The sequence below is a fragment of the Bacillus sp. ISL-35 genome (assembly GCF_018613355.1).
In the GTDB taxonomy this organism is placed as follows: Bacteria; Bacillota; Bacilli; order Bacillales; family Cytobacillaceae; genus Mesobacillus.
This window is the reverse complement of record NZ_JAGGQK010000007.1, coordinates 80,826-100,571: the sequence shown is the minus strand read 5'-3', so window position 1 is coordinate 100,571 and position 19,746 is coordinate 80,826. Positions and strand designations below refer to the sequence as shown.

Annotated in this window: 15 protein-coding genes; 14 read left to right on the top strand and 1 reads right to left on the bottom strand. The window is 46.0% G+C overall.

The annotated features are described in order from the left end of the window. Positions 1-255: 255 nt before the first annotated feature. From J7E38_RS11890 to rlmD, 4 genes are all read left to right on the top strand, one after another. Positions 256-1,809, top strand: a complete 1,554-nt coding sequence (locus J7E38_RS11890) for a fumarate hydratase (RefSeq protein ID WP_251030300.1) — start codon at positions 256-258, stop codon at positions 1,807-1,809. A 152-nt stretch (positions 1,810-1,961) separates the two neighbouring features. Continuing rightward, positions 1,962-2,771, top strand: a complete 810-nt coding sequence (gene pdaA, locus J7E38_RS11885; protein ID WP_214707565.1) for a delta-lactam-biosynthetic de-N-acetylase — start codon at positions 1,962-1,964, stop codon at positions 2,769-2,771. A 380-nt stretch (positions 2,772-3,151) separates the two neighbouring features. Next, complete coding sequence (locus J7E38_RS11880) at positions 3,152-4,012, top strand: DNA-3-methyladenine glycosylase family protein (RefSeq protein WP_214707563.1); 861 nt, start codon at positions 3,152-3,154, stop codon at positions 4,010-4,012. Positions 4,013-4,027: 15 nt separating this feature from the next. Next, entirely contained in the window at positions 4,028-5,560 is a 1,533-nt protein-coding gene (gene rlmD, locus J7E38_RS11875; protein ID WP_214707561.1) for a 23S rRNA (uracil(1939)-C(5))-methyltransferase RlmD, read from the top strand. Positions 5,561-5,592: 32 nt separating this feature from the next. On the opposite strand, the gene J7E38_RS11870 is transcribed toward rlmD, so the two are convergent. Beyond that, the gene (locus tag J7E38_RS11870; RefSeq protein ID WP_214707559.1) at positions 5,593-6,147 is read right to left on the bottom strand and encodes a TetR/AcrR family transcriptional regulator; all 555 of its coding nucleotides are present in this window, start codon (positions 6,145-6,147) and stop codon (positions 5,593-5,595) included. Between the two features lie 154 nt (positions 6,148-6,301). Between J7E38_RS11870 and J7E38_RS11865 the strand changes: the two genes are divergently transcribed. The 10 genes from J7E38_RS11865 (at position 6,302) to J7E38_RS11820 (ending at position 19,679) form a co-directional block, all read left to right on the top strand. After that, a complete protein-coding gene (locus tag J7E38_RS11865; RefSeq protein ID WP_214707556.1) occupies positions 6,302-8,359 on the top strand; it encodes an efflux RND transporter permease subunit in 2,058 nt (685 codons plus the stop codon). A 2-nt stretch (positions 8,360-8,361) separates the two neighbouring features. Beyond that, positions 8,362-10,149: a Rad50 family protein gene (locus tag J7E38_RS11860; RefSeq protein ID WP_214707554.1), complete on the top strand. Its 1,788-nt coding sequence runs from the start codon at positions 8,362-8,364 to the stop codon at positions 10,147-10,149. 178 nt (positions 10,150-10,327) lie between these two features. After that, a complete protein-coding gene (locus J7E38_RS11855) occupies positions 10,328-10,831 on the top strand; it encodes a ferritin (RefSeq protein ID WP_214707553.1) in 504 nt (167 codons plus the stop codon). A 480-nt stretch (positions 10,832-11,311) separates the two neighbouring features. Beyond that, positions 11,312-11,695, top strand: coding sequence for a hypothetical protein (locus tag J7E38_RS11850; protein WP_214707551.1), 384 nt, complete (start codon positions 11,312-11,314; stop codon positions 11,693-11,695). A 123-nt stretch (positions 11,696-11,818) separates the two neighbouring features. After that, entirely contained in the window at positions 11,819-13,927 is a 2,109-nt protein-coding gene (locus J7E38_RS11845) for a catalase (protein WP_214707549.1), read from the top strand. 106 nt (positions 13,928-14,033) lie between these two features. Beyond that, positions 14,034-14,663, top strand: coding sequence for an NAD(P)H-binding protein (locus tag J7E38_RS11840; RefSeq protein ID WP_214707547.1), 630 nt, complete (start codon positions 14,034-14,036; stop codon positions 14,661-14,663). 15 nt (positions 14,664-14,678) lie between these two features. Further along, the gene (locus J7E38_RS11835) at positions 14,679-16,295 is read left to right on the top strand and encodes an FMN-binding glutamate synthase family protein (RefSeq protein WP_214707545.1); all 1,617 of its coding nucleotides are present in this window, start codon (positions 14,679-14,681) and stop codon (positions 16,293-16,295) included. 112 nt (positions 16,296-16,407) lie between these two features. Then, complete coding sequence (locus J7E38_RS11830) at positions 16,408-17,070, top strand: NAD-dependent epimerase/dehydratase family protein (protein ID WP_214707544.1); 663 nt, start codon at positions 16,408-16,410, stop codon at positions 17,068-17,070. Between the two features lie 8 nt (positions 17,071-17,078). After that, positions 17,079-18,185: an MBL fold metallo-hydrolase gene (locus tag J7E38_RS11825; protein ID WP_214707542.1), complete on the top strand. Its 1,107-nt coding sequence runs from the start codon at positions 17,079-17,081 to the stop codon at positions 18,183-18,185. 786 nt (positions 18,186-18,971) lie between these two features. Beyond that, the gene (locus J7E38_RS11820) at positions 18,972-19,679 is read left to right on the top strand and encodes a hypothetical protein (RefSeq protein ID WP_214707541.1); all 708 of its coding nucleotides are present in this window, start codon (positions 18,972-18,974) and stop codon (positions 19,677-19,679) included. Positions 19,680-19,746 lie beyond the last annotated feature (67 nt).

Sequence of the window (19,746 nt, the reverse complement as noted above, 5' to 3'; positions counted from 1 at the left end):
TGCTTTTCTCTGTCCAGCTCCAGCGCCTAGCCCCTCGAGACGCTTCGGTCCTGCCCATGAAGTCAAAGAGCGACTTCACGGGCAGGCCCTCCAGCGCTTGTCGGGGCTGACCAAGGCGCTTCCGCTTTTCTGTTTGTAAACGATTCCACTTTCATCTTTAAATAGATGGATGATAGGAGTATAATGATATCGGAGAAATTGTTATAAAATTTTCACATATAAAGAGACAGCAAACATGGGGAGAGGGGTAGAAAGATGAATATCGAAAAGTTCCAGGAAAGCATGTACCAGTTGGTTGTTGAAACATCCACGAACCTTCCTAAGGATGTCCGCCGGGCCATCAAAGCGGCGGCGGAGCGCGAGAACGCAGGAACCCGTTCAGCAATGAGCCTTGATACAATCACGAACAACATTAAAATGGCGGATGATAATGTATCGCCGATCTGCCAGGATACTGGTCTTCCAACCTTTAAGATCAAAACTCCTGTAGGCGCAAACCAGCTTGAGATGAAAAAGGCGATTTATAATGCGATTGCCCAGGCTACGCAGGATGGCAAGCTGCGCCCGAACTCCGTTGATTCATTGACAGGTGAGAACAGCGGCGACAATCTTGGCGGCGGCACTCCTGTCATCAAGTTCGAGCAATGGGAAAAAGACTATATTGACGCCCGCCTGATTTTAAAGGGCGGCGGCTGTGAAAATAAAAATATCCAATACAGCCTTCCAGCAGAATTGGAAGGACTCGGCCGTGCAGGACGCGATCTTGATGGAATCCGCAAATGCATCATGCATTCGGTTTATCAGGCTCAGGGACAAGGCTGCAGCGCGGGCTTCATTGGTGTTGGCATTGGCGGTGACCGTTCTTCTGGTTATGACCTTGCGAAAGAGCAATTATTCCGTACTGTAGATGATGTCAATCCACATCCAGAACTCCGTGATCTTGAAGAGTATGTATTGGAAAATGCCAACAAGCTTGGAATCGGCACAATGGGCTTTGGCGGCGAAACAACGCTTCTTGGCTGCAAAATCGGTGTCATGAACCGCATTCCGGCAAGCTTTTACGTATCCGTAGCGTATAACTGCTGGGCATATCGCCGTCTTGGCGTAGCGGTAAACCCTGAAACCGGTGAAATCCAGGAGTGGATGTACCAGGAGGGAGAGAAGATCGACTTCGCCCAGCCTGCTGCACAGGAAATTGCTGCAGCGGTTGAAGCGCCTGCAGAACAGAATGTTGTCACATTAACCGCACCTATCACAGAAGAGCAAATCCGCGAGCTGAAGGTCGGAGATGTCGTCCAGATTAATGGCATGATGTACACAGGCCGTGACGCAATCCATAAGTATCTGTCAGATCACGATTCTCCAGTCGACTTGAATGGCCAGGTTATCTACCACTGCGGACCGGTCATGCTGAAGGATGAAGAAGGAAACTGGCATGTGAAGGCTGCTGGACCGACAACCAGTATTCGCGAGGAGCCTTATCAGGGCGATATCATGAAGAAGTTCGGCATCCGCGCTGTCATCGGAAAAGGCGGAATGGGCAAGAAGACGCTTGCTGCTTTGGAAGAGCATGGCGGAGTTTACCTGAATGCCATCGGCGGCGCAGCCCAGTATTATGCGGACTGCATCAAATCTGTCGAAGGTGTTGACCTGATGAACTTTGGTATTCCTGAAGCAATGTGGCACCTCAATGTCGAAGGCTTTACCGCAGTCGTAACCATGGATTCGCACGGAAACAGCCTGCACGAAGATGTTGAGAAATCATCCCTTGAAAAATTGGCGCAATTCGCTGATCGAGTTTATAAGTAAAAATAAGAGGAGTCTCGCTGAAATTGCAGCGAGACTCTTTTTTATTCGATTGCTGATTATAGCCCACATACACTCGAAAGTTCCCCCCTGATTTGTAGAATTATTTTCTCCTGCTGGCAAACACTAAGGAAAAACATCAATGGAGGAACATCATGAAAACGTTTGTTAAGATAATGCTTGCGTCCGCGATGCTGCTGTTGATTGCCCTGCCGGCTGCGACAGGCGCGGAGGAAAATTCGAACTCGCCATTGCACTGGGGTTTCAAAAAGGGCCGGAACGGTAGACAGGCCGATGCCGGAAGAATGTTCGAGGTCATTCTGGAGGATCATGGAGCTGTCTATAAAGGGGACAAAAATACCAAGGATCTGTACCTGACCTTCGATAACGGCTATGAAAATGGTTATACCGCAAAAATTCTCGATGTATTAAAAGAAGAACAAGTCCCTGCAGCTTTTTTCATTACGGGACATTATCTTGAGAGTGCACCAGAGCTTGTTGCGCGGATGGCGGATGAAGGCCATATTATCGGCAATCACTCCTGGCATCATCCTGACATGACTCAAATCAGCGATGAAAAAATCAAGAAGGAACTTGAGATGGTCCGCACGGAAACTGAAAGGATTACAGGCAAGAAGCATATGAGCTACCTGCGTCCTCCAAGAGGGATTTTCAGCGAAAGGACAATGGCGGTCGCGAAAGAAGCCGGCTATACCCATGTATTCTGGTCGCTTGCTTTCGTTGACTGGAATACCGACCAGCAAAAGGGCGCGCAATATGCCTACGATAAAATCATGACCCAAGTCCATCCAGGTGCAGTCCTGCTTCTGCATACAGTTTCGAAAGACAACGCAGACGCCCTAGGAAAGGTAATCAGGGATTTGAAAGAACAAGGCTATCAATTCAAAAACCTTGATGAATTAATGCTTAAAAAAGGCGGCATGAAGGATCCAATGCTGTACTGATTGTTTGATCCCTGCAAATTTAAGGTTGCGGGGATTTTTCAATTGGAAAAAAAGACGCATTTTTACCAGTTCGCCAATAAAAATTTATTTTCGCCAAAATACCTGTGAGAATCGCCAATAAAATTAAAAAATCGCCAATAAAACAGTGAGAATCGCCAATAAAGTTGTGAACTGCGCCAATAAACCGGAAATGGGCCTGTCTAAAAAGGTGAGACTGAGCCGTAAAGACAGGAATCATCTTAATAGAAGGTGCACTTCGCCAAAAATACGACAATTGCCCCCTATAAAAATCAATTCCCTCTCAGAAGCTCAGCACTATTTTCGTAAAAACAGCACGGAAATGCTATAATACGGGGAAAATAGATGAGGGCGGTTTGTTTATGTGGGAAGAGAAGGTGGCCATTACTGGGCCGTATAATTTTGACCTGGCCTTGAGCAGGCTGGCGCTTGATCCTTTGAACGCCGTTGATATCGAGCAGCGGCTGGTCAGGGTGCCGCTTACTTTTGAAGATAAAAAAATCGTTGCGGATGTAATTGCGACGGGTACGTTGGAAAAGCCTGAATTCGTTGTCCATGCCAGTGATGAAAAAGAAAAAACGCTAGGTCGTCTGACGGAAATTTTTCAATGGGATGTGGAATTGCTCCAGGTCCATGAGCATTTTCAGACGACTGAGTTAAAAGATTTGTTCAAGGACCATTTTGGTACACCGCTTGTGCTGGAATTTGATCCTTTTTCCAGCTTGATCAAGAGCATCATCCACCAGCAGGTGAACCTGAAGTTTGCTTTTACACTGACGGAACGATTCGTGCAAGCCTTCGGTGAAGAGGTTGATGGTGTCTGGTTCTATCCCTCTCCTGAAAAAGTCGCCCAGCTGAAGGTTGAACAGCTTCGTGAGTTTCAATTCAGCGGTCGCAAGGCGGAGTATGTGATCGGAATCGGTGAGCTGGCCGCATCTGGGCAGCTTGATTTTGAAAAAATGAAAACCATACCTGATGCTGAAGTGTCTAAGGAATTGATTAAGATTCGCGGTGTCGGTCCGTGGACGGTGGAGAATTTCCTGATGTTCGCGCTTGGCAGGCCGAATTTATTCCCGATGGGCGACATTGGCATCCAGAATGCTCTGAAAAAATATTTTGAGCTGGAAGACAAGCCAGACCTTGCCCAGATGGAAAAATTCAAGGAACCGTGGAATCCTTATTTAAGCTATGCTTCGCTCTATTTATGGAGAAGCATTGAATAATTGGAGTGAAGTTTTATGAAAAAAGAGCAGCAAGGGAATAAAGGACAGCAAGTGAATAAAGAGCAGCAAGCGAATGAAGAGCAGCAAGGGAATAAAGGACAGCAAATGAAGAAATCCCCGCAAAAAAATAATGGCCAACATGCCAGGAAAATTTCAAAAGGGCAATCGAACCAGGACCAGCAAGCACCAAAGCTGCAGCTGAAGCAGACGTTCCCGCTGACCATCAAGCGTCTGGGAATCAATGGCGAGGGTGTCGGCTACTTCAAGCGCCAGGTCGTGTTCGTGCCCGGTGCGCTGCCAGGAGAGGAAATTGTTGCTGAAGCCACAAAGGTCCACCCAAAGTTCGCTGAAGCCAAAATAAAGAAAATCCGTAAACACTCCGAGCATCGGATCAAGCCGCTCTGTCCGGTATACGACCAGTGCGGCGGCTGCCAGCTGCAGCATTTGCGCTATGATCAGCAACTGAATGAAAAACGCGATATTGTCATCCAGGCATTAGAGCGCCATACAAACCTGAAAATCGAGCAACTTGAGATTCGTCCGACAATCGGCATGGAAAATACTTGGGGATACCGGAACAAAAGCCAGTTCCAGGTTGGCGAAAAGGACGGGAAGGTGCTTGCCGGCCTGTACGGTCTCAACTCTCACAATCTGATCAATATCGAGCAGTGTGCGGTCCAGCATCCGGCTACGACGAAGGCTACCGAGGTTGTAAAAGGGATTCTTCAGGACTTGAAAATACCAATCTACAATGAGAAAAAACATAAAGGTTTCGTACGGACAATCGTTGCCAGGACAGGAGTCCAAACTGGCGAGCTGCAAATTGTCCTGATTACGGCGAAAAAAGAGCTTCCAAAAAAAGACCTGATCATCGCGGAAATCAAGAAGCGTCTTCCAGAGGTCAACTCGATTGTCCAGAACATCAATGGTGAAAAGACATCTGTCATTTTTGGCAGTGAAACCGCCACACTGGAAGGGAAAGATTTTATCCAGGAAACCCTGGGTGACCTGCAATTCGAACTTTCAGCAAGGACCTTCTTCCAGCTGAATCCTGAGCAGACGGTAAAGCTCTACAATGAAGCGAAAGCTGCTGCCATGTTGACTGGAAAGGAAAAACTCGTCGATGCATATTGTGGAGTAGGGACAATCGGATTGTGGATGGCAAATCAGGCAGGCGAGGTTCGCGGGATGGATGTCATTCCGGAATCGATTGACGATGCCAGAAAGAATGCCCAGAAGCATGATGTCAGCCATGCCAGATTCTATGTTGGCAAGGCAGAGGAATTGCTTCCGAAATGGCTGGCGGAAGGCTGGCATCCTGATGTGATCGTCGTCGACCCGCCGCGCACAGGCTGTAACGAGGAATTCCTGAAGACCGTCCTGAAAATCAAGCCGAAAACCTTTGTTTACGTTTCCTGCAATCCTTCAACGCTCGCTAAGGACATCCAGACACTTGGAGGGAAATACAAAGTTGAATATATCCAGCCAGTCGACATGTTCCCTCACACCTCGCAGATTGAGAGTGTCACGAGACTGGTTTTGAAATGATAAAAGCGCCGGCCCGGAATGGGGCTGGCGCTTTATCGTATATTTGACAATCCATGATTGATGAAGTTGTTAATGATTTCGGCCATTTCCCCTGGTGTCTTGTCCATGCCATTTTCCACCCAATTTTTTATCACATAAATACTGCCGCTGACAACAAAGATATTGATATATTCAAATGTTTCCCGGTCAAACTGGCGGTCGGTAATCCAGTTTTTGAAGATGAATTCCTGGGTGATCTTCATGCCTTTTTTCTGGAAGTGTATATCGCTGTTTTCGCTTAGCAGCATTTGGCATACATCGCTATTCCTGGCAATATACTCTAGAATCTTCTCGGTCATCTTCAAAGCTTCTTCTTCTTTGGAAAAATTATATTGGTTCAGTGTCGAAACCATATCTTCAATGAATTCCTCTTCTATTGAGTTCAAGAGATCATATTGACTGGAAAAATGGGCATAAAAAGTGGAACGATTGAGATCAGCAAGCTCACAGATTTCCTTGATCGTAAGGCTCGAAATTGGCTTTTCTTTCAGCAATGCCATCAGGCTTTCCTTTAAAACCATCCTGGTATATTTTTTTCTTCTGTCCATTTTTAAAAATCAGCGTCCTTTTTTATCGTTTCCCAACAGATAATGAATTTATGTTGTGTAATGTACGTTATGTACGCAACTGTTTGTTGAATAGCCAACACCGTGTTTATATAATGATAAAGTGTAAATGTAAAAGACTCAAGTGAGGTTAAACATGAACAGCATTGCAGAAAAAATCATTAAGCATAAAAAAGCTGTTGTCATCGCATTTGCTTTATTTGCGTTAATATCAACAGTGGCGCAATTCTTTGTGTCGGTCAATTATAATATGGTGGATTATCTGCCGGAAGATGCCCAGTCAACAAGGGCGATGCAAATCATGGAGCAGGAATTTACCGCGGATGTCCCTGATACAAGGGTCATGATCAAGGATATAACCTTGCAGGAGGCCATAGCCTATAAGGAAAAATTGTCTGCCATCGATGGTGTTGGGGAAGTGATTTGGCTCGATGATGTGGTCGATTTGAAAACCCCGATTGAAATGGCAGATGAAAAAACGGTAGAAAATTATTATAAAGATGGGAATGCGCTGTTCTCAATCAGTGTCCGAACCGGTGATGAGGTCAGGATTACCGATGAAATCTATGAATTGATCGGTGAGGATGGTGCGATTGCCGGCGAAGCCATCAATACGGCTTCATCCCAAAAAATGGCCGGGAAGGAATCGATGTATGCCGGGATGTTGCTTGTCCCGATCATTATCTTCATTCTCGTCGTCTCGACAAACTCATGGATTGAGCCGTTATTTTTCCTGACAGCCATCGGGGTCTCGGTGCTGATCAACCTGGGAACGAACATCTTTATCGGAGAGGTTTCCTTCGTCACCCAGTCGGTCGCACCAATCCTTCAGCTGGCAGTTTCCCTTGATTATGCTGTCTTTTTGCTTCACAGCTTCTCTGATTACCGAAAGACAACAAGTAATCCTCAGGAAGCGATGCAGCTGGCGATGAAAAAATCATTCCCGGCGATTACCGCCAGTGCTGCGACTACCTTTTTTGGCTTCATCGCCCTGACTTTCATGAAGTTCGAAATCGGTTCGGATCTCGGAATGAACCTTGTAAAAGGAATCATCCTGAGCTTCATCAGTGTCATGGTGTTTTTACCAGCGCTCACCCTGCTGTTTTATAAATGGATGGATAAGACAGAGCATAGAAGCTTTGTCCCGAGCTTTACCGGTATAGGGAAGTTTGTCATGAAACTGAAAATCCCTAGTTTGCTGCTGGTTTTTGCCATCATTGTTCCGAGCTTCCTGGCCCAGAGCAATACCGCCTTCACATACGGGCTTGGCGTACAGCCGGAAACGACGCGTGCGGGCAGTGATTTTACTGAGATTAAGGAAGCTTTTGGCGAAACGACGCCGATTGTCCTCCTGGTTCCAAAAGGGGACCGCGCGAAAGAATCGGAACTGGTTAAGGAGCTGGAGAAACTCGATTATGTCACAAGCGTGATCGCCTATGTCAATATGGTAGGTTCGGTCATTCCTCCTGAATATTTGGATGAATCGATCACAAAGGAGTTTTACTCGAAAAATTACAGCCGGATGATCATCAATACGAATCAGGGAACAGAGGGTGATGTTCCTTTTTCAATCGTTCAGAAGGTGGAAAAAGCGGCTGAAAAGTATTATGGCGACAAAGCCCTGAGCTTAGGGGAGAGTGTGACGTTGTATGATATCAAAAATGTCGTCAACAAGGATAATATTGTCGTGAATGTGCTGACTGTCGTAACGATCGCGATCGTCCTATTGGCAACCTTTAAGTCTATTTCGATTCCACTCGTGCTGTTGATCACGATCCAGTCGGCAGTCTGGATCAATCTGTCCATTCCGTACTTCACCAGTTCGTCGCTGGTGTTTGTCGGATATTTAATCATCAGTACTGTCCAGCTGGCAGCTACCGTGGACTACGCAATCCTTTTAACGGAAGCTTATCAGCATAACCGCAGGGAAATGTCCGCCAGGAAGGCAATCATCAAAACCCTGGATGAAAAGACATTTTCGATTTCGATTTCTGCGGCGATTCTATCGAGCGTCGGGTTCATTTTATGGTTGACATCTTCGAATCCCATTGTCGGTTCCATCGGCTTGTTGTTGGGCAGGGGGGCAATGCTGGCATTCGTGATGGTCGTGTTCCTCCTGCCGGCAATGCTGCTGGTATTCGATGGATTCATTAAAAAGACGACCTATAAAGCAAATTTTTATGAGGAGAAATGATGATGAGGACAAAAAAGTTACTGCCTGCTACTCTCGCTCTGATGATGGTCTTGCCTTCATTTCTTGATCATGCAGCTGCGGCAGAAGCGGAAGGCAAAATTACCTCGAAGGATGAGGCGGTATATGCTACGCTAAAAGCCAATGGAAAACTAGATGATATTTATGTCGTCAATACACTGGATGTAGCGGAGGCCGGCAAGATTGTCGACTACGGTGAATATAGCAGTGTCAAGAATCTCACAAACCTATCCAAAATGGATCAGAATGGGCAGGCAGTCCAATTCGATGCTCCTGAAGGAAAGTTTTATTACCAGGGAAACATGGCTTACAATACGGAATTGCCTTGGTCAATAGATGTTTCCTATTTACTTGATGGGCGTGAGATTGATGCATCTGAGCTGGCCGGTAAAAACGGACAGTTGGAAATCAGGATTCGTACAGCCGCCAATGAAAAAGCAGATGCAATTTACTTTGAGAATTACTTGTTGCAAATCTCGCTGCAGCTTTCAAACAGCTATCAAAATTTGAAAGCAGATGGCGGCATGGTGGCCAACGCCGGGAAAAACAATCAAATCACCTTTACGGTAATGCCTGGCCAGGAGGAAAACCTCAGCCTCAAGGCAGATGTTAATGATTTTGAATTCACCGGCATCAATATCGCGGCAGTTCCATCAACCTTGCCGATTGATACTTCCGAGATGGATAACATGACCGATGACATGTCCACATTGTCCGACGCAATCAGCGAACTGAATAATGGCGTTGCCGATTTGAAAAAAGGTGTTTCTCAATTAAATAACGGAGCAGCAAGTCTCCGTGATGGTTCAGCAAAATATAAAAATGGCATCAGCGAGTTGAACGGCTCATCCTCGCAAATTGTTGGTGCATCGAGTTCGATTGGAGATGCCCTGAAAAAAATCAACACATCCCTTTCAGGAGATTCTGCCCAACTGGACATGGCGAGCCTGAGCCAATTGCCAGCCGGACTGACACAATTGGCGGATGGGATGAACCAGGCAGCCGATGGGCTGGCCGTTTTACGGGAAAATTACGCAGCGGCTTATGGTGCACTGGATGGTGCGATAATGGGAATTCCGTCACAACAGATCTCTGAGGAAGAAATAGCGGCATTATACAAGAGCGGTGCAGACGCCAATGTAGTCAAGAAATTGGTCGATTCCTATGAAGCTGCCCAGACAGTCAAAGGAACCTATTCACAGGTACAGGAAGCTTTTGTAGCCGTCGACCCAACATTGAAGCAGATCAGCGGATCGGTAAAAGAAATGAGCATCACGCTAAATGCGATTTCAGGTGAACTTTCTGCTTCTTTAAAGGACACGGATATGAGCGGCCTGGAACAATTGCAAACAGGGCTCAAGGAATTGTCCTCTAAATACGGTCAGTTCCATTCCGGCCTCGTGGGCTATACAGGGGGAGTCAGCAAGCTAGCCACCTCCTATAATACATTGCACACAGGAATTGCAGGCCTCGCTGACGGCACCGGTGAACTGGATAATGGAGTCGGCGAACTGCATGATGGAACAAGCAAATTGAGTGAGGAAACGAAGGACCTGCCACAGCAAATGCAGCAGAAAATCAATGAGATGATCAAGGAATATGACAAATCCGACTTTGAACCTGTTTCCTTTGTTTCTGCCAAAAATGAAAAAGTGGCTTCCGTCCAATTCGTCATCAAAACAAAAGCAATTGAAAAAGAAGAGCAAGCTGAGAAAAAAGCAAAGCCTGAGAAAAAGAAAGGTTTCTGGGAGCTTTTGATGGAATTGTTTTAACGGTTGAAAGACAGTATGGTGGCATGAGCTTTTGCTTTCATACTGTCTTTTTTTCTTTTGCACTCCGTTGGATAAACATGGTTTTAAGCAGCACAAAAGGGTAAAATTCAATAGTGAAGGCAAAATAACTATGTTAGCGTAAAAAGACAAGGGCTGCATGGACTGAGGAGGAAATAGTATGATCAGTGAAAAGTTAGTAAATGGATTGGTTGAACAAATGAACTATGAATTTTATTCTGCGCATGCGTACATGGCAATGGCTGCGTATTGCTCGGCGGAAAATTTGGATGGTTTTGCGAACTTCTTTATGGTACAAGCAGAGGAAGAACGCTTCCATGCGATGAAATTTTACAATTTCATTAATGATATGGGTGAGCGTGTGACATTCGATGGTTTCAGTTCACCATCAAACGATTTCGAATCCGTTCTTGATGTATTCGAAAAAGGACTTGGACACGAGAAGGAAGTTACCCGCCGCATCTATAATCTGGCAGATATCGCTCTCGACGAACGTGAACACGCAACGATGACATTCCTAAAATGGTTCATCGAGGAACAAGTCGAAGAAGAGGCCTTGTTCGACAGCCTCATCCAGAAGCTGCGCCGGATTGACCAGGACAGCAACGCCTTCTTCATGCTCGAAAATGAACTCGCCCAGCGTTCATTCACGGCTCCAGAGTGAAAATAAAATCGAAAACAGGATTCCTGGCCGGAATCCTGTTTTTTTTTATCTAGAAAAGACTAACTGGCCTTTAGGATTGCTGCAAAAAGGTTGATAGACTCTATTCGGAGAGAAATTTGCATGCTTTGCAGGTCAAAATATGGATGCAGTCAGTTTATATTCTCGGTTAGCAGAGCTTTAATCCCGGTTAGCAGAGCTTTATCCCCGGTTGGCAGAACTCTATCTCCAGTTGTCAGAGCTTTATCTCCGGTTAGCTGAACTTTCTCTCCAGTTGGCGGAACTTTCTCCAGATAGCACAGTTTTGACTAAGTCCCAGCGACTGTAATACCAGTTAAGGCCGTGAATCCTATTTGAAAAGATCATGCTCCTTTGTCAAATGGTTCTCATCTTCCAATTCCATCCAAATATCCAGTAAAACTTTTCCCACTTGTTTATTGGGGTATGAGAAATATAAACGAATCTTACGACAAGGAGGATCTTATGAAAAAACTACTTATTTCGTTAACAGCTGCCGGGATCCTTGCGGGGTGCAGTGCCAGTGACAGTGGGAATGGACAGGAGGGGCCGCCGGAGACGGAGGTCAAAACCGAGGAGGATCCAGTGACGACTGATTATCTGCAAGAGAGGTTTTATGAGGGGATGGATTATGATGCTTATGCAGTTGAAATCCAAACATGGGTGGATAAGGGACAGGCATCAATTTCGGATACCGTCAAGATTGAGGGCCAAGAGGATGTATCAGCAGATATCATCCAGGTGGCGGACGGATTCCTGGCGGTTGCAAATGACAGCAAGGAAATCACTTTTATCAAACCATTTGCCTCTCCTGAAGATGCAAAAGAATACTTGAAGAAAAATCTATAAAAAGCACAGCCCGCCAACGAATCGTTTAGCGGGCATTTTCTTGTGGTATACGTTCATAGAGGAGCATCGACAAAAAGGACCGTGATAAGGTCTGTCAATTCATCTTGTTAACGATTACATAATATGCTCCCACATCGTAAATGGAGGAATGATTCAGTGAAGAAAAATGATAACGATCAATTTGTGAACGAAAATTCAAAAGATCAGCAGCTGGAACAGTTCAGGTCCGGGCATGACGGAGAAGCCTTGACAACAAACCAAGGACTTCGTGTTTCTGAAGATGAACATTCCCTGAAGGCGGGCGAGCGCGGTCCGACATTGATGGAGGATTTCCATTTCCGTGAGAAGATGACCCATTTTGACCATGAGCGCATACCAGAGCGTATTGTCCATGCAAGGGGTTTTGCGGCTCATGGGTACTTCCAGGTGTACGAGCCAATGGCTGAATACACGAAAGCAGGGTTCCTGCAAGATCCGTCAAAAAAGACTCCGGTCTTTGTGCGCTTCTCCACGGTTGCTGGTTCACGCGGGTCAGGCGACACCGTCCGTGATGTCCGCGGGTTTTCGACTAAATTTTATACAGAAGAGGGGAATTATGATCTTGTCGGCAACAACATCCCGGTTTTCTTCATCCAGGATGCAATCAAATTCCCTGATTTGATTCATGCAGTCAAGCCGGAACCGCATAATGAAATCCCTCAGGCACAGTCAGCACACGACACATTCTGGGATTTTATCGCGAATAACACGGAGTCCGCACACATGATTATGTGGCATATTTCAGACCGTGCCATTCCGCGCAGCTTCCGGATGATGGAGGGCTTTGGTGTCCATACATTCAGGTTTATCAATGAACAGGGCAAGGCCCGTTTTATAAAATTCCACTGGAAACCAGTTCTGGGAGTCCATTCTTTAGTATGGGATGAGGCACAGAAGCTTGCCGGAAAGGACCCGGATTTCCATCGCCGTGATCTTTTTGAAGCGATTGAGATGGGGAATTACCCAGAATATGAGCTTGGCGTCCAGATGATTGATGAGGAAGACGAATTCAAATTTGATTTCGATGTTTTGGACCCGACAAAAATCTGGCCAGAGGAACTGGTGCCAGTCAAGATCATCGGAAAAATGACGTTGAATCAGAATGTGACCAATTATTTTGCGGAAACGGAACAGGTCGCGTTTCATCCGGGACATGTCGTGCCGGGAATCGATTTTTCAAATGACCCGCTGCTTCAGGGGCGTTTGTTCTCCTATACCGATACGCAGCTTTCGCGTCTCGGTGGTCCGAACTTCCATGAGATCCCGATTAACAGGCCGGTATGCCCTTTCCATAATAATCAGCGCGATGGCATGCACAGGATGACGATTGACCGCGGCCAGGTTGCTTACCATAAAAACTCGCTCCAAAGCAATTATCCAAAAACTTCATCTGCGAGCGAGGGTGGATATCAGCATTATCAGGAGAAAGTGGAAGGACGAAAAGTCCAGGCACGCAGCGACAGCTTCAAAGACCACTATTCACAGGCGATTCTTTTCTGGAACAGCATGTCCGATGTTGAAAAGCAGCATATGATCCAGGCATTCAGCTTTGAACTTGGAAAAGTGAAAAGCAAGGATGTACAGCAGCAGGTTGTCGAGATGCTTGGCAATATTGATACCTTCCTCGCCGGGCAGGTGGCAGAAAGCCTTGGAGCAAAAAAGCCGGAAAGCAAACCGCAAGAAGTGACCATGTCTTCTCCAGCATTAAGCCAGATGAACACAGCGAAGCTCCCGAACACCAGAAAGGTTGCGATCCTTGCTGACCATGGATTTACCGGTGCCGAAGTTTCCGGTGTGATGAACATGCTGAAAAAGAGCGGAATTACGGCGGAAATCGTCAGCAAACAGCTTGGAACGATCAAGGGTGATGACGGTACTGAGATTGAGGTCCAGCATACACTTTTGACAGGAAGCTCTGTACTTTTTGACGCTTTGTATGTTGCCGGCGGCCAGCAGAGTGTCGACAGCCTGAAGCAGAAAAAGGAAGCCGTTTATCTTGTGGATGAGGCGTTCAGCCACTTAAAAGCAGTAGGTGCAGGAAAAGAAGCGGCAGAACTCCTGGCTGCCGCGAAAATACACCATGAAGAAGCACCGGGAGTCGTCGTTTTTGAAAACAGCAAAGAAGTGACAGGGGAAGCCCAGGAATTCATCAAGGCAATTGCAGAACACCGACACTGGGATAGAATGATTTGATTTAGAAAGAGAAACGGATTCTGTCTGTTTCTCTTTTTTACAAAGCAGAGTTGGGTGTGGAGGCAGCAAAGTCTTATAAGAAAGTTTACCAAAGGAGGGGACAAAAATGAAGGTGATTGTCTTCGGTGCGCATAGTAGTGTTGGTGAATTGGTGATCAACAAGCTTATGAAAAATGGATATCCGTCCTGCGCGGTGATCAGCAATGAAAATCAAATCGAGACATTGAAAAAACTTGGAGCGAATGAACTGGTGATCTATGAGGAGAAATTACTGCCAACCTTATTCCATGGCTATGATGCGGTGATTTATCTAACGGGCATCAATCCAAGGGCCAAAGCGGGCAGAACAGTATTGGTTGACCATGAGTCAGTCATTCAGACGGTAAAGCAAGCCGAACAGCAGGGAGTTCAGCGCTTTGTAATGATGAGTGCCATCACAGCCAATGAAGCAACAGGTGATGAAAGCCGGAACATCGGGGCCAAGGAGATGCCAGATGAATTACTACGTCAATCAAACCTGACATATACTGTAATACAGCCTGGAGCAGTGACAGATAAACCAGGGGATGGAAAAATATCGGCCGCCATAACACTCGAGGCTAATAATGCTGAAATATCACGCGAGGACCTGGCGGATGTGCTCGTCATGTCGCTTGAGGCGGAAACAACTTTTAATAAAACATTCGAGGTGGCTGACGGGGATACAGTGATAACAAAAGCATTATCTTCATTATAGGAAAGGAGGATCCAGATGGGTTTTACGGATTATTTGGTAATCGGCCTGTTTGTCTTCATCGCTTTGATCATTCTCGTGCCGATTCTGCTATTTATCTATTTATATGTAAAAGATGACAGGCAAAAACAGCATTCGATTCTGAGGAACTTCCCCGTCATCGGGAAAGTGCGTTATTTTACCGAACACATCGGTCCTGAAATGAGACAGTATTTGTTTAACGCAGACAATGAAGGGAAGCCTTTTTCGCGCAAGGAATACCAGGATGTCGTCAAGGCAGGAAAGTATAAGGAAAGATTAATAGGCTTCGGGTCATTGAAGGATTTTGACGAGGAAGGCTTTTATATCAGGAATACACTCTTTCCAAAGTTGACGGAAGAAATGAAGATCGATAACGCCGAAAAAATCAAAACAAGAGTTTACAAGATTGATGGCGAGGGCCTGTTCACAAGGAAGGAACACAACGAGGAAAAGCTGGTTGACCCTTATTACCTGCAGGATGAGGACGCTGTCGTGCTTGGCGAAACTACTTGCCGCTATCCATTCAGGGTAAAAGGGCAGGTAGGCCAGTCGGCGATGAGTTATGGAGCGCTTGGCGAGAAAGCAATCCAGGCGCTGTCAAAAGGTCTGGGAATTGCAGGCGGTACATGGATGAATACCGGGGAAGGCGGTTTGTCGGACCACCACCTCGCCGGGAACCCTGATATCATCATGCAAATCGGTCCGGATTTATTTGGTGTCCGTAAGCCAAACGGGGAGTTTTCCTGGGAAGAATTCAAGAGGAAAAGCGAGATGCCACAGGTAAAAGCGTTTGAAATCAAGCTGGCGCAGGGGGCGAAGACACGTGGGGGCCATGTTGAAGGAGCCAAGGTCACTGAGGAAATCGCCAAAATCCGTTTGGTTGAAGTCGGAAAGACTATTAACAGTCCGAACAGATTCTATGAATTCAGTGATGTCCCATCCATGTTTGACTGGATCGAGGAATTGCGCTCTGTTGGCGGCAAGCCGGTTGGAATGAAGATTGTCGTCGGGGATATGGACGCACTCGAAAACATGATTTCTTACATGAAGGAAAGTGGGAAGGGCCCGGATTTCATTACAGTGGACGGCGGGGAAGGCGGTACAGGAGCAACCTATCAGGAGCTTGCGGATACGGTTGGACTCCCAATCAACTCAGCCCTTCCAGTTGTTGATGAAATGCTTCGCCAATATGGAATCAGAGATAGAGTAAAGCTGATTGCTTCAGGGAAACTGATCACTCCTGATAAAGTCGCCATCGCACTGGCAATGGGAGCGGACCTTGTGAATATCGCCCGCGGGATGATGATCTCAGTTGGCTGCATCATGGCTCAGGTGTGCCACACGAATACATGTCCTGCCGGTGTAGCGACCACAGACAAGAAGCTTCAGGACGGCCTGGTTGTCGATGAGAAGAAGTACCGTGTCGCCAACTATATCATTTCGCTGCGGGAAGGGCTGTACAATCTGGCAGCGGCTGCCGGGTTGGACAGTCCCACACAATTTGAACGGAAACATATTGTCCATAAAGATAAGCTTGGGCGCGTATCACCGGTTGAAGACCTGATCATCGCAGCCAGAAGAACCCAATTGCAAAAAGAACGGAAGATTGATTAAGGATAGGAAGCCAGTCCATTTGCGGGCTGGCTGTTTTGCTTTTAAAATTTTCTTATCAAACAAATTGTGGAATAATAAAGGATATTAAGCTTTTCATTAGGGGGTTGCTTGCTTGGCGGGTAAAACAGCTTTGATTGCCGGTGCGACCGGTTTGATTGGGAAGGAACTGCTGCAGTTTTTGTTGAATGGAAATGACTATGACAAAGTCATCGCGATTGTTAGAAGGTCGGTTGGAATTGATCACCCCAAACTCGATGAAAGAATCGTCCAATTTGATCACCTTGAACAAAGCAAAGAGCTTTTTTCAGTGGACGATGTGTTTTGCTGTCTCGGAACAACGATCAAAAAGGCTAAAACGAAGGAAGCGATGTGGAAAATAGATGTTGAATACCCAGTTTCCATTGCCAGGATGGCGAGTTCGGAGGGAGCAAAGAAGTTCTTGCTTGTCAGCTCAATGAACGCGGACGCTGAATCTGCTATTTTTTATCCAAGGATGAAAGGAAAGCTCGAAGAAGAAATCAAACAGATCCCTTTTGAAACCACTGCCATCTTCCGTCCGTCTCTCCTGCTGGGGGAACGGGAAGAATTCAGGCTTGGCGAAAGGACGGCAGCGGCCATTTTTTCAAAAGTGCCTTTTCTATTTGCCGGGCCGCTAAGAAAATATAAAGCGATTGAAGGAAGGACAGTGGCTGCGGCGATGTATCGCGTTGCGCAGAAAAATGATAAAGGATTGACTGTGTATCCTTCTGAACTCATACAAGAAATAGGGTGCTGAGCATAAACATGATCATCGGTTTTTTATTGGTTATAGCAGGAATCATTATACTTGGGTATGCGGTCCAGAAGATTCATCCAGCCTTTGGGGGAAAGCAATCCAAAGAGAAGAAAGCGTTATTCGCACAGTCTCCGCAATATCAAAAGGGAAAATTCGTCAACCAGACCCCAACCCATTGGGATACGAGTTTTGGTTCGATGCTTTCTATGATGAGGGACTTTTTAAAAGGCAATTCCGAAAGAAGGCCAAGGACTCCTATTCCGATGGCATCCTACACCACTGGAATAAATCAGGGTTCCTCAGTGAAAGTCACCTGGTTTGGACACTCTGCTTTCCTGCTCGAGATAGAGGGGAAAACGATTTTATTCGACCCGATGTTCGGGAAAGCCCCAACACCTTTTCCAATTAGGAACCAGCGCTACAGTGGGAAGCTGCCATTCAAAATCGAGGAACTGCCCGTGATTGATGCTGTCGTTCTGTCTCATGACCATTATGATCACCTTGATTACGGTTCGATCATGAAGCTGAAGGGGAAGGTCAAACAGTTCATCACTCCCCTCGGTGTCGGAAGCCATTTGACAAGATGGGGGATTCCTGACCATAAAATAAGTGAACACGATTGGTGGGATGAATTTATCTTCGAAGGTCTCAAGCTCGCGTGTACTCCAGCCCGCCATTTTTCTGGCCGCGGACTTACAGACCGTAACTCTACGCTTTGGTGTTCATGGGTAATCATTGGCGAGCAAACAAAGATATATTTCAGCGGCGATGGCGGCTATGGTCAGCATTTTAGAGAGATTGGCGAGAAATATGGCCCATTTGACCTGACGCTGATGGAATGCGGCCAGTACGACGCACGCTGGGCAGCGATTCATATGCTTCCCGAAGAAACGGTCCAGGCACATCAGGATGTGAAAGGAAAGCTGCTCATCCCTGTCCATTGGGGAGCGTTCACCCTGTCACTCCATGCCTGGCATGATCCAGTTGAGAGGGCTCTCCAGGCCGCAAAAGAATCGGGAGTAGAGATTGCGACTCCAAGAATCGGGGAAACCATCTCTTTAGGCGAAGATAAAATTCCGGAGTCTGCCTGGTGGAGGCTGACAGAGGTATATTGATTTTAAAAGTCATGTTAGTGATAACATGGCTTTTTTGCTGGGGATTGTTGCGTGGTTTGGTGGCTTTAGATGACTGTTATTTCCGTATTCATAATGTTGGGTTGCTTTTGTAATAGATATTCTCTAATGGCCACTTTTTTCGGGGATTTTTGTTATATTGTCCGATAAAGGGGTTCTAACGGACACTTTTCTGGAGAAAGGATATGAGTCTGTCCGATAGAGAGGTTCTAACGGACACTTTTCTGGAGAATGGATGTGAGCCTGTCCGATAGAGAGGTTCTAACGGACACTTTTCTGGAGAATGGATGTGAGTCTGTCCGATAGAGAGGTTCCAACGGACACTTTTCTGGAGGATGGTTGTAAGACTGTCCGATAGAGAGGTTCTAACGGACACTTTTTCCGAGAATGGATGTGAGTCTGTCCTATAGATAGGTTCTAACGGACACTTTTCTGTAGAATGGATGTGAGCCTGTCCGATAGAGAGGTTCTAACGGACACTTTTCTGGAGAATGGATGTGAGTCTGTCCGATAGAGAGGTTCTAACGGACACTTTTCTGGAGGATGGTTGTAAGACTGTCCGATAGAGAGGTTCTAACGGACACTTTTTCCGAGAATGGAAATGAGTCTGTCCGATAGAGAGGTTCTAACGGACACTTTTCCCGAGAATGGTTGTTAGACAGTCCGTTAGAGTAGCATTAACCACAATGGCATTATTTATTTCCACCCCTAAAGGTTTTTGGAACTAATCATGGAATATATTAGGGGGAGGGGGGAGATGGAATAAACGTGAAACCGATTAAAGGCTTAGCCATTATATTTTTCATGATGCTTTTACTTACCGGCTGCAATACATTGTCAAAAAACTGCCCGCCAAATACGATCATTGAATGGGTGGATATGGTCAAGATTAATGATATAAGATATCAGCATGATTCATTGGAAGTGCCGGAAGAGCTGGAGATTAAAACAGGAAAGAAGCTTGGGGAAGTCAGCTATGAAATGGCGGATGACGCATGCACGAACCACAAAATGAAAAACGGGGATGCTGCCTTCCTCGGTAAAGGGACACCGATTTATGAAGTCGAAGGCTATTTATCTTCTTTTATGGTGTATGCGGGGAACAAAGTGTACATGGTTGATGAAAATAAAAGTGCCGAAACGGTAAATGAATTGTATCCAATTGAGGGGAAAGTAAAAAATATCATCTTCCAGAGTACATATGATGGGGCACTAATCCATACTTTTTCAAAAGACTCCAAAGAGGCATTCTTGAGAGAGTGGCTGTCCTTGAAGCTGTTCGATCCAATGAAAATCTCAAGTGAGAAGCTTAGTGATCATGAGAGGGTGTTTATCGGGATCGAGCTTGATAACGGGATCATATTCCGCGAAACTTATTATACGGATAAGAATGTTTTTCATTTTGGTGCGAAGGGAACAAAGCAGCTTCAGCAGGTTGTAAAACAGGAACTCCAAATGGCAGAGAAGAAAAAATGATTTGATTCCATTTTTAGTGGACCAATTTCCTGGGCTCAATTCTCTATGCACAGTGCGTCCAGGCGGG

Coding starts and splice junctions, on each gene's coding strand:
- J7E38_RS11890 (WP_251030300.1), top strand. CDS start 256: ATGAATATCGAAAAGTTCCAGGAAAGCATGTACCAGTTGGTTGTTGAA.
- pdaA (WP_214707565.1), top strand. CDS start 1,962: ATGAAAACGTTTGTTAAGATAATGCTTGCGTCCGCGATGCTGCTGTTG.
- J7E38_RS11880 (WP_214707563.1), top strand. CDS start 3,152: ATGTGGGAAGAGAAGGTGGCCATTACTGGGCCGTATAATTTTGACCTG.
- rlmD (WP_214707561.1), top strand. CDS start 4,028: ATGAAAAAAGAGCAGCAAGGGAATAAAGGACAGCAAGTGAATAAAGAG.
- J7E38_RS11870 (WP_214707559.1), bottom strand. CDS start 6,147: ATGGACAGAAGAAAAAAATATACCAGGATGGTTTTAAAGGAAAGCCTG.
- J7E38_RS11865 (WP_214707556.1), top strand. CDS start 6,302: ATGAACAGCATTGCAGAAAAAATCATTAAGCATAAAAAAGCTGTTGTC.
- J7E38_RS11860 (WP_214707554.1), top strand. CDS start 8,362: ATGAGGACAAAAAAGTTACTGCCTGCTACTCTCGCTCTGATGATGGTC.
- J7E38_RS11855 (WP_214707553.1), top strand. CDS start 10,328: ATGATCAGTGAAAAGTTAGTAAATGGATTGGTTGAACAAATGAACTAT.
- J7E38_RS11850 (WP_214707551.1), top strand. CDS start 11,312: ATGAAAAAACTACTTATTTCGTTAACAGCTGCCGGGATCCTTGCGGGG.
- J7E38_RS11845 (WP_214707549.1), top strand. CDS start 11,819: ATGCTCCCACATCGTAAATGGAGGAATGATTCAGTGAAGAAAAATGAT.
- J7E38_RS11840 (WP_214707547.1), top strand. CDS start 14,034: ATGAAGGTGATTGTCTTCGGTGCGCATAGTAGTGTTGGTGAATTGGTG.
- J7E38_RS11835 (WP_214707545.1), top strand. CDS start 14,679: ATGGGTTTTACGGATTATTTGGTAATCGGCCTGTTTGTCTTCATCGCT.
- J7E38_RS11825 (WP_214707542.1), top strand. CDS start 17,079: ATGATCATCGGTTTTTTATTGGTTATAGCAGGAATCATTATACTTGGG.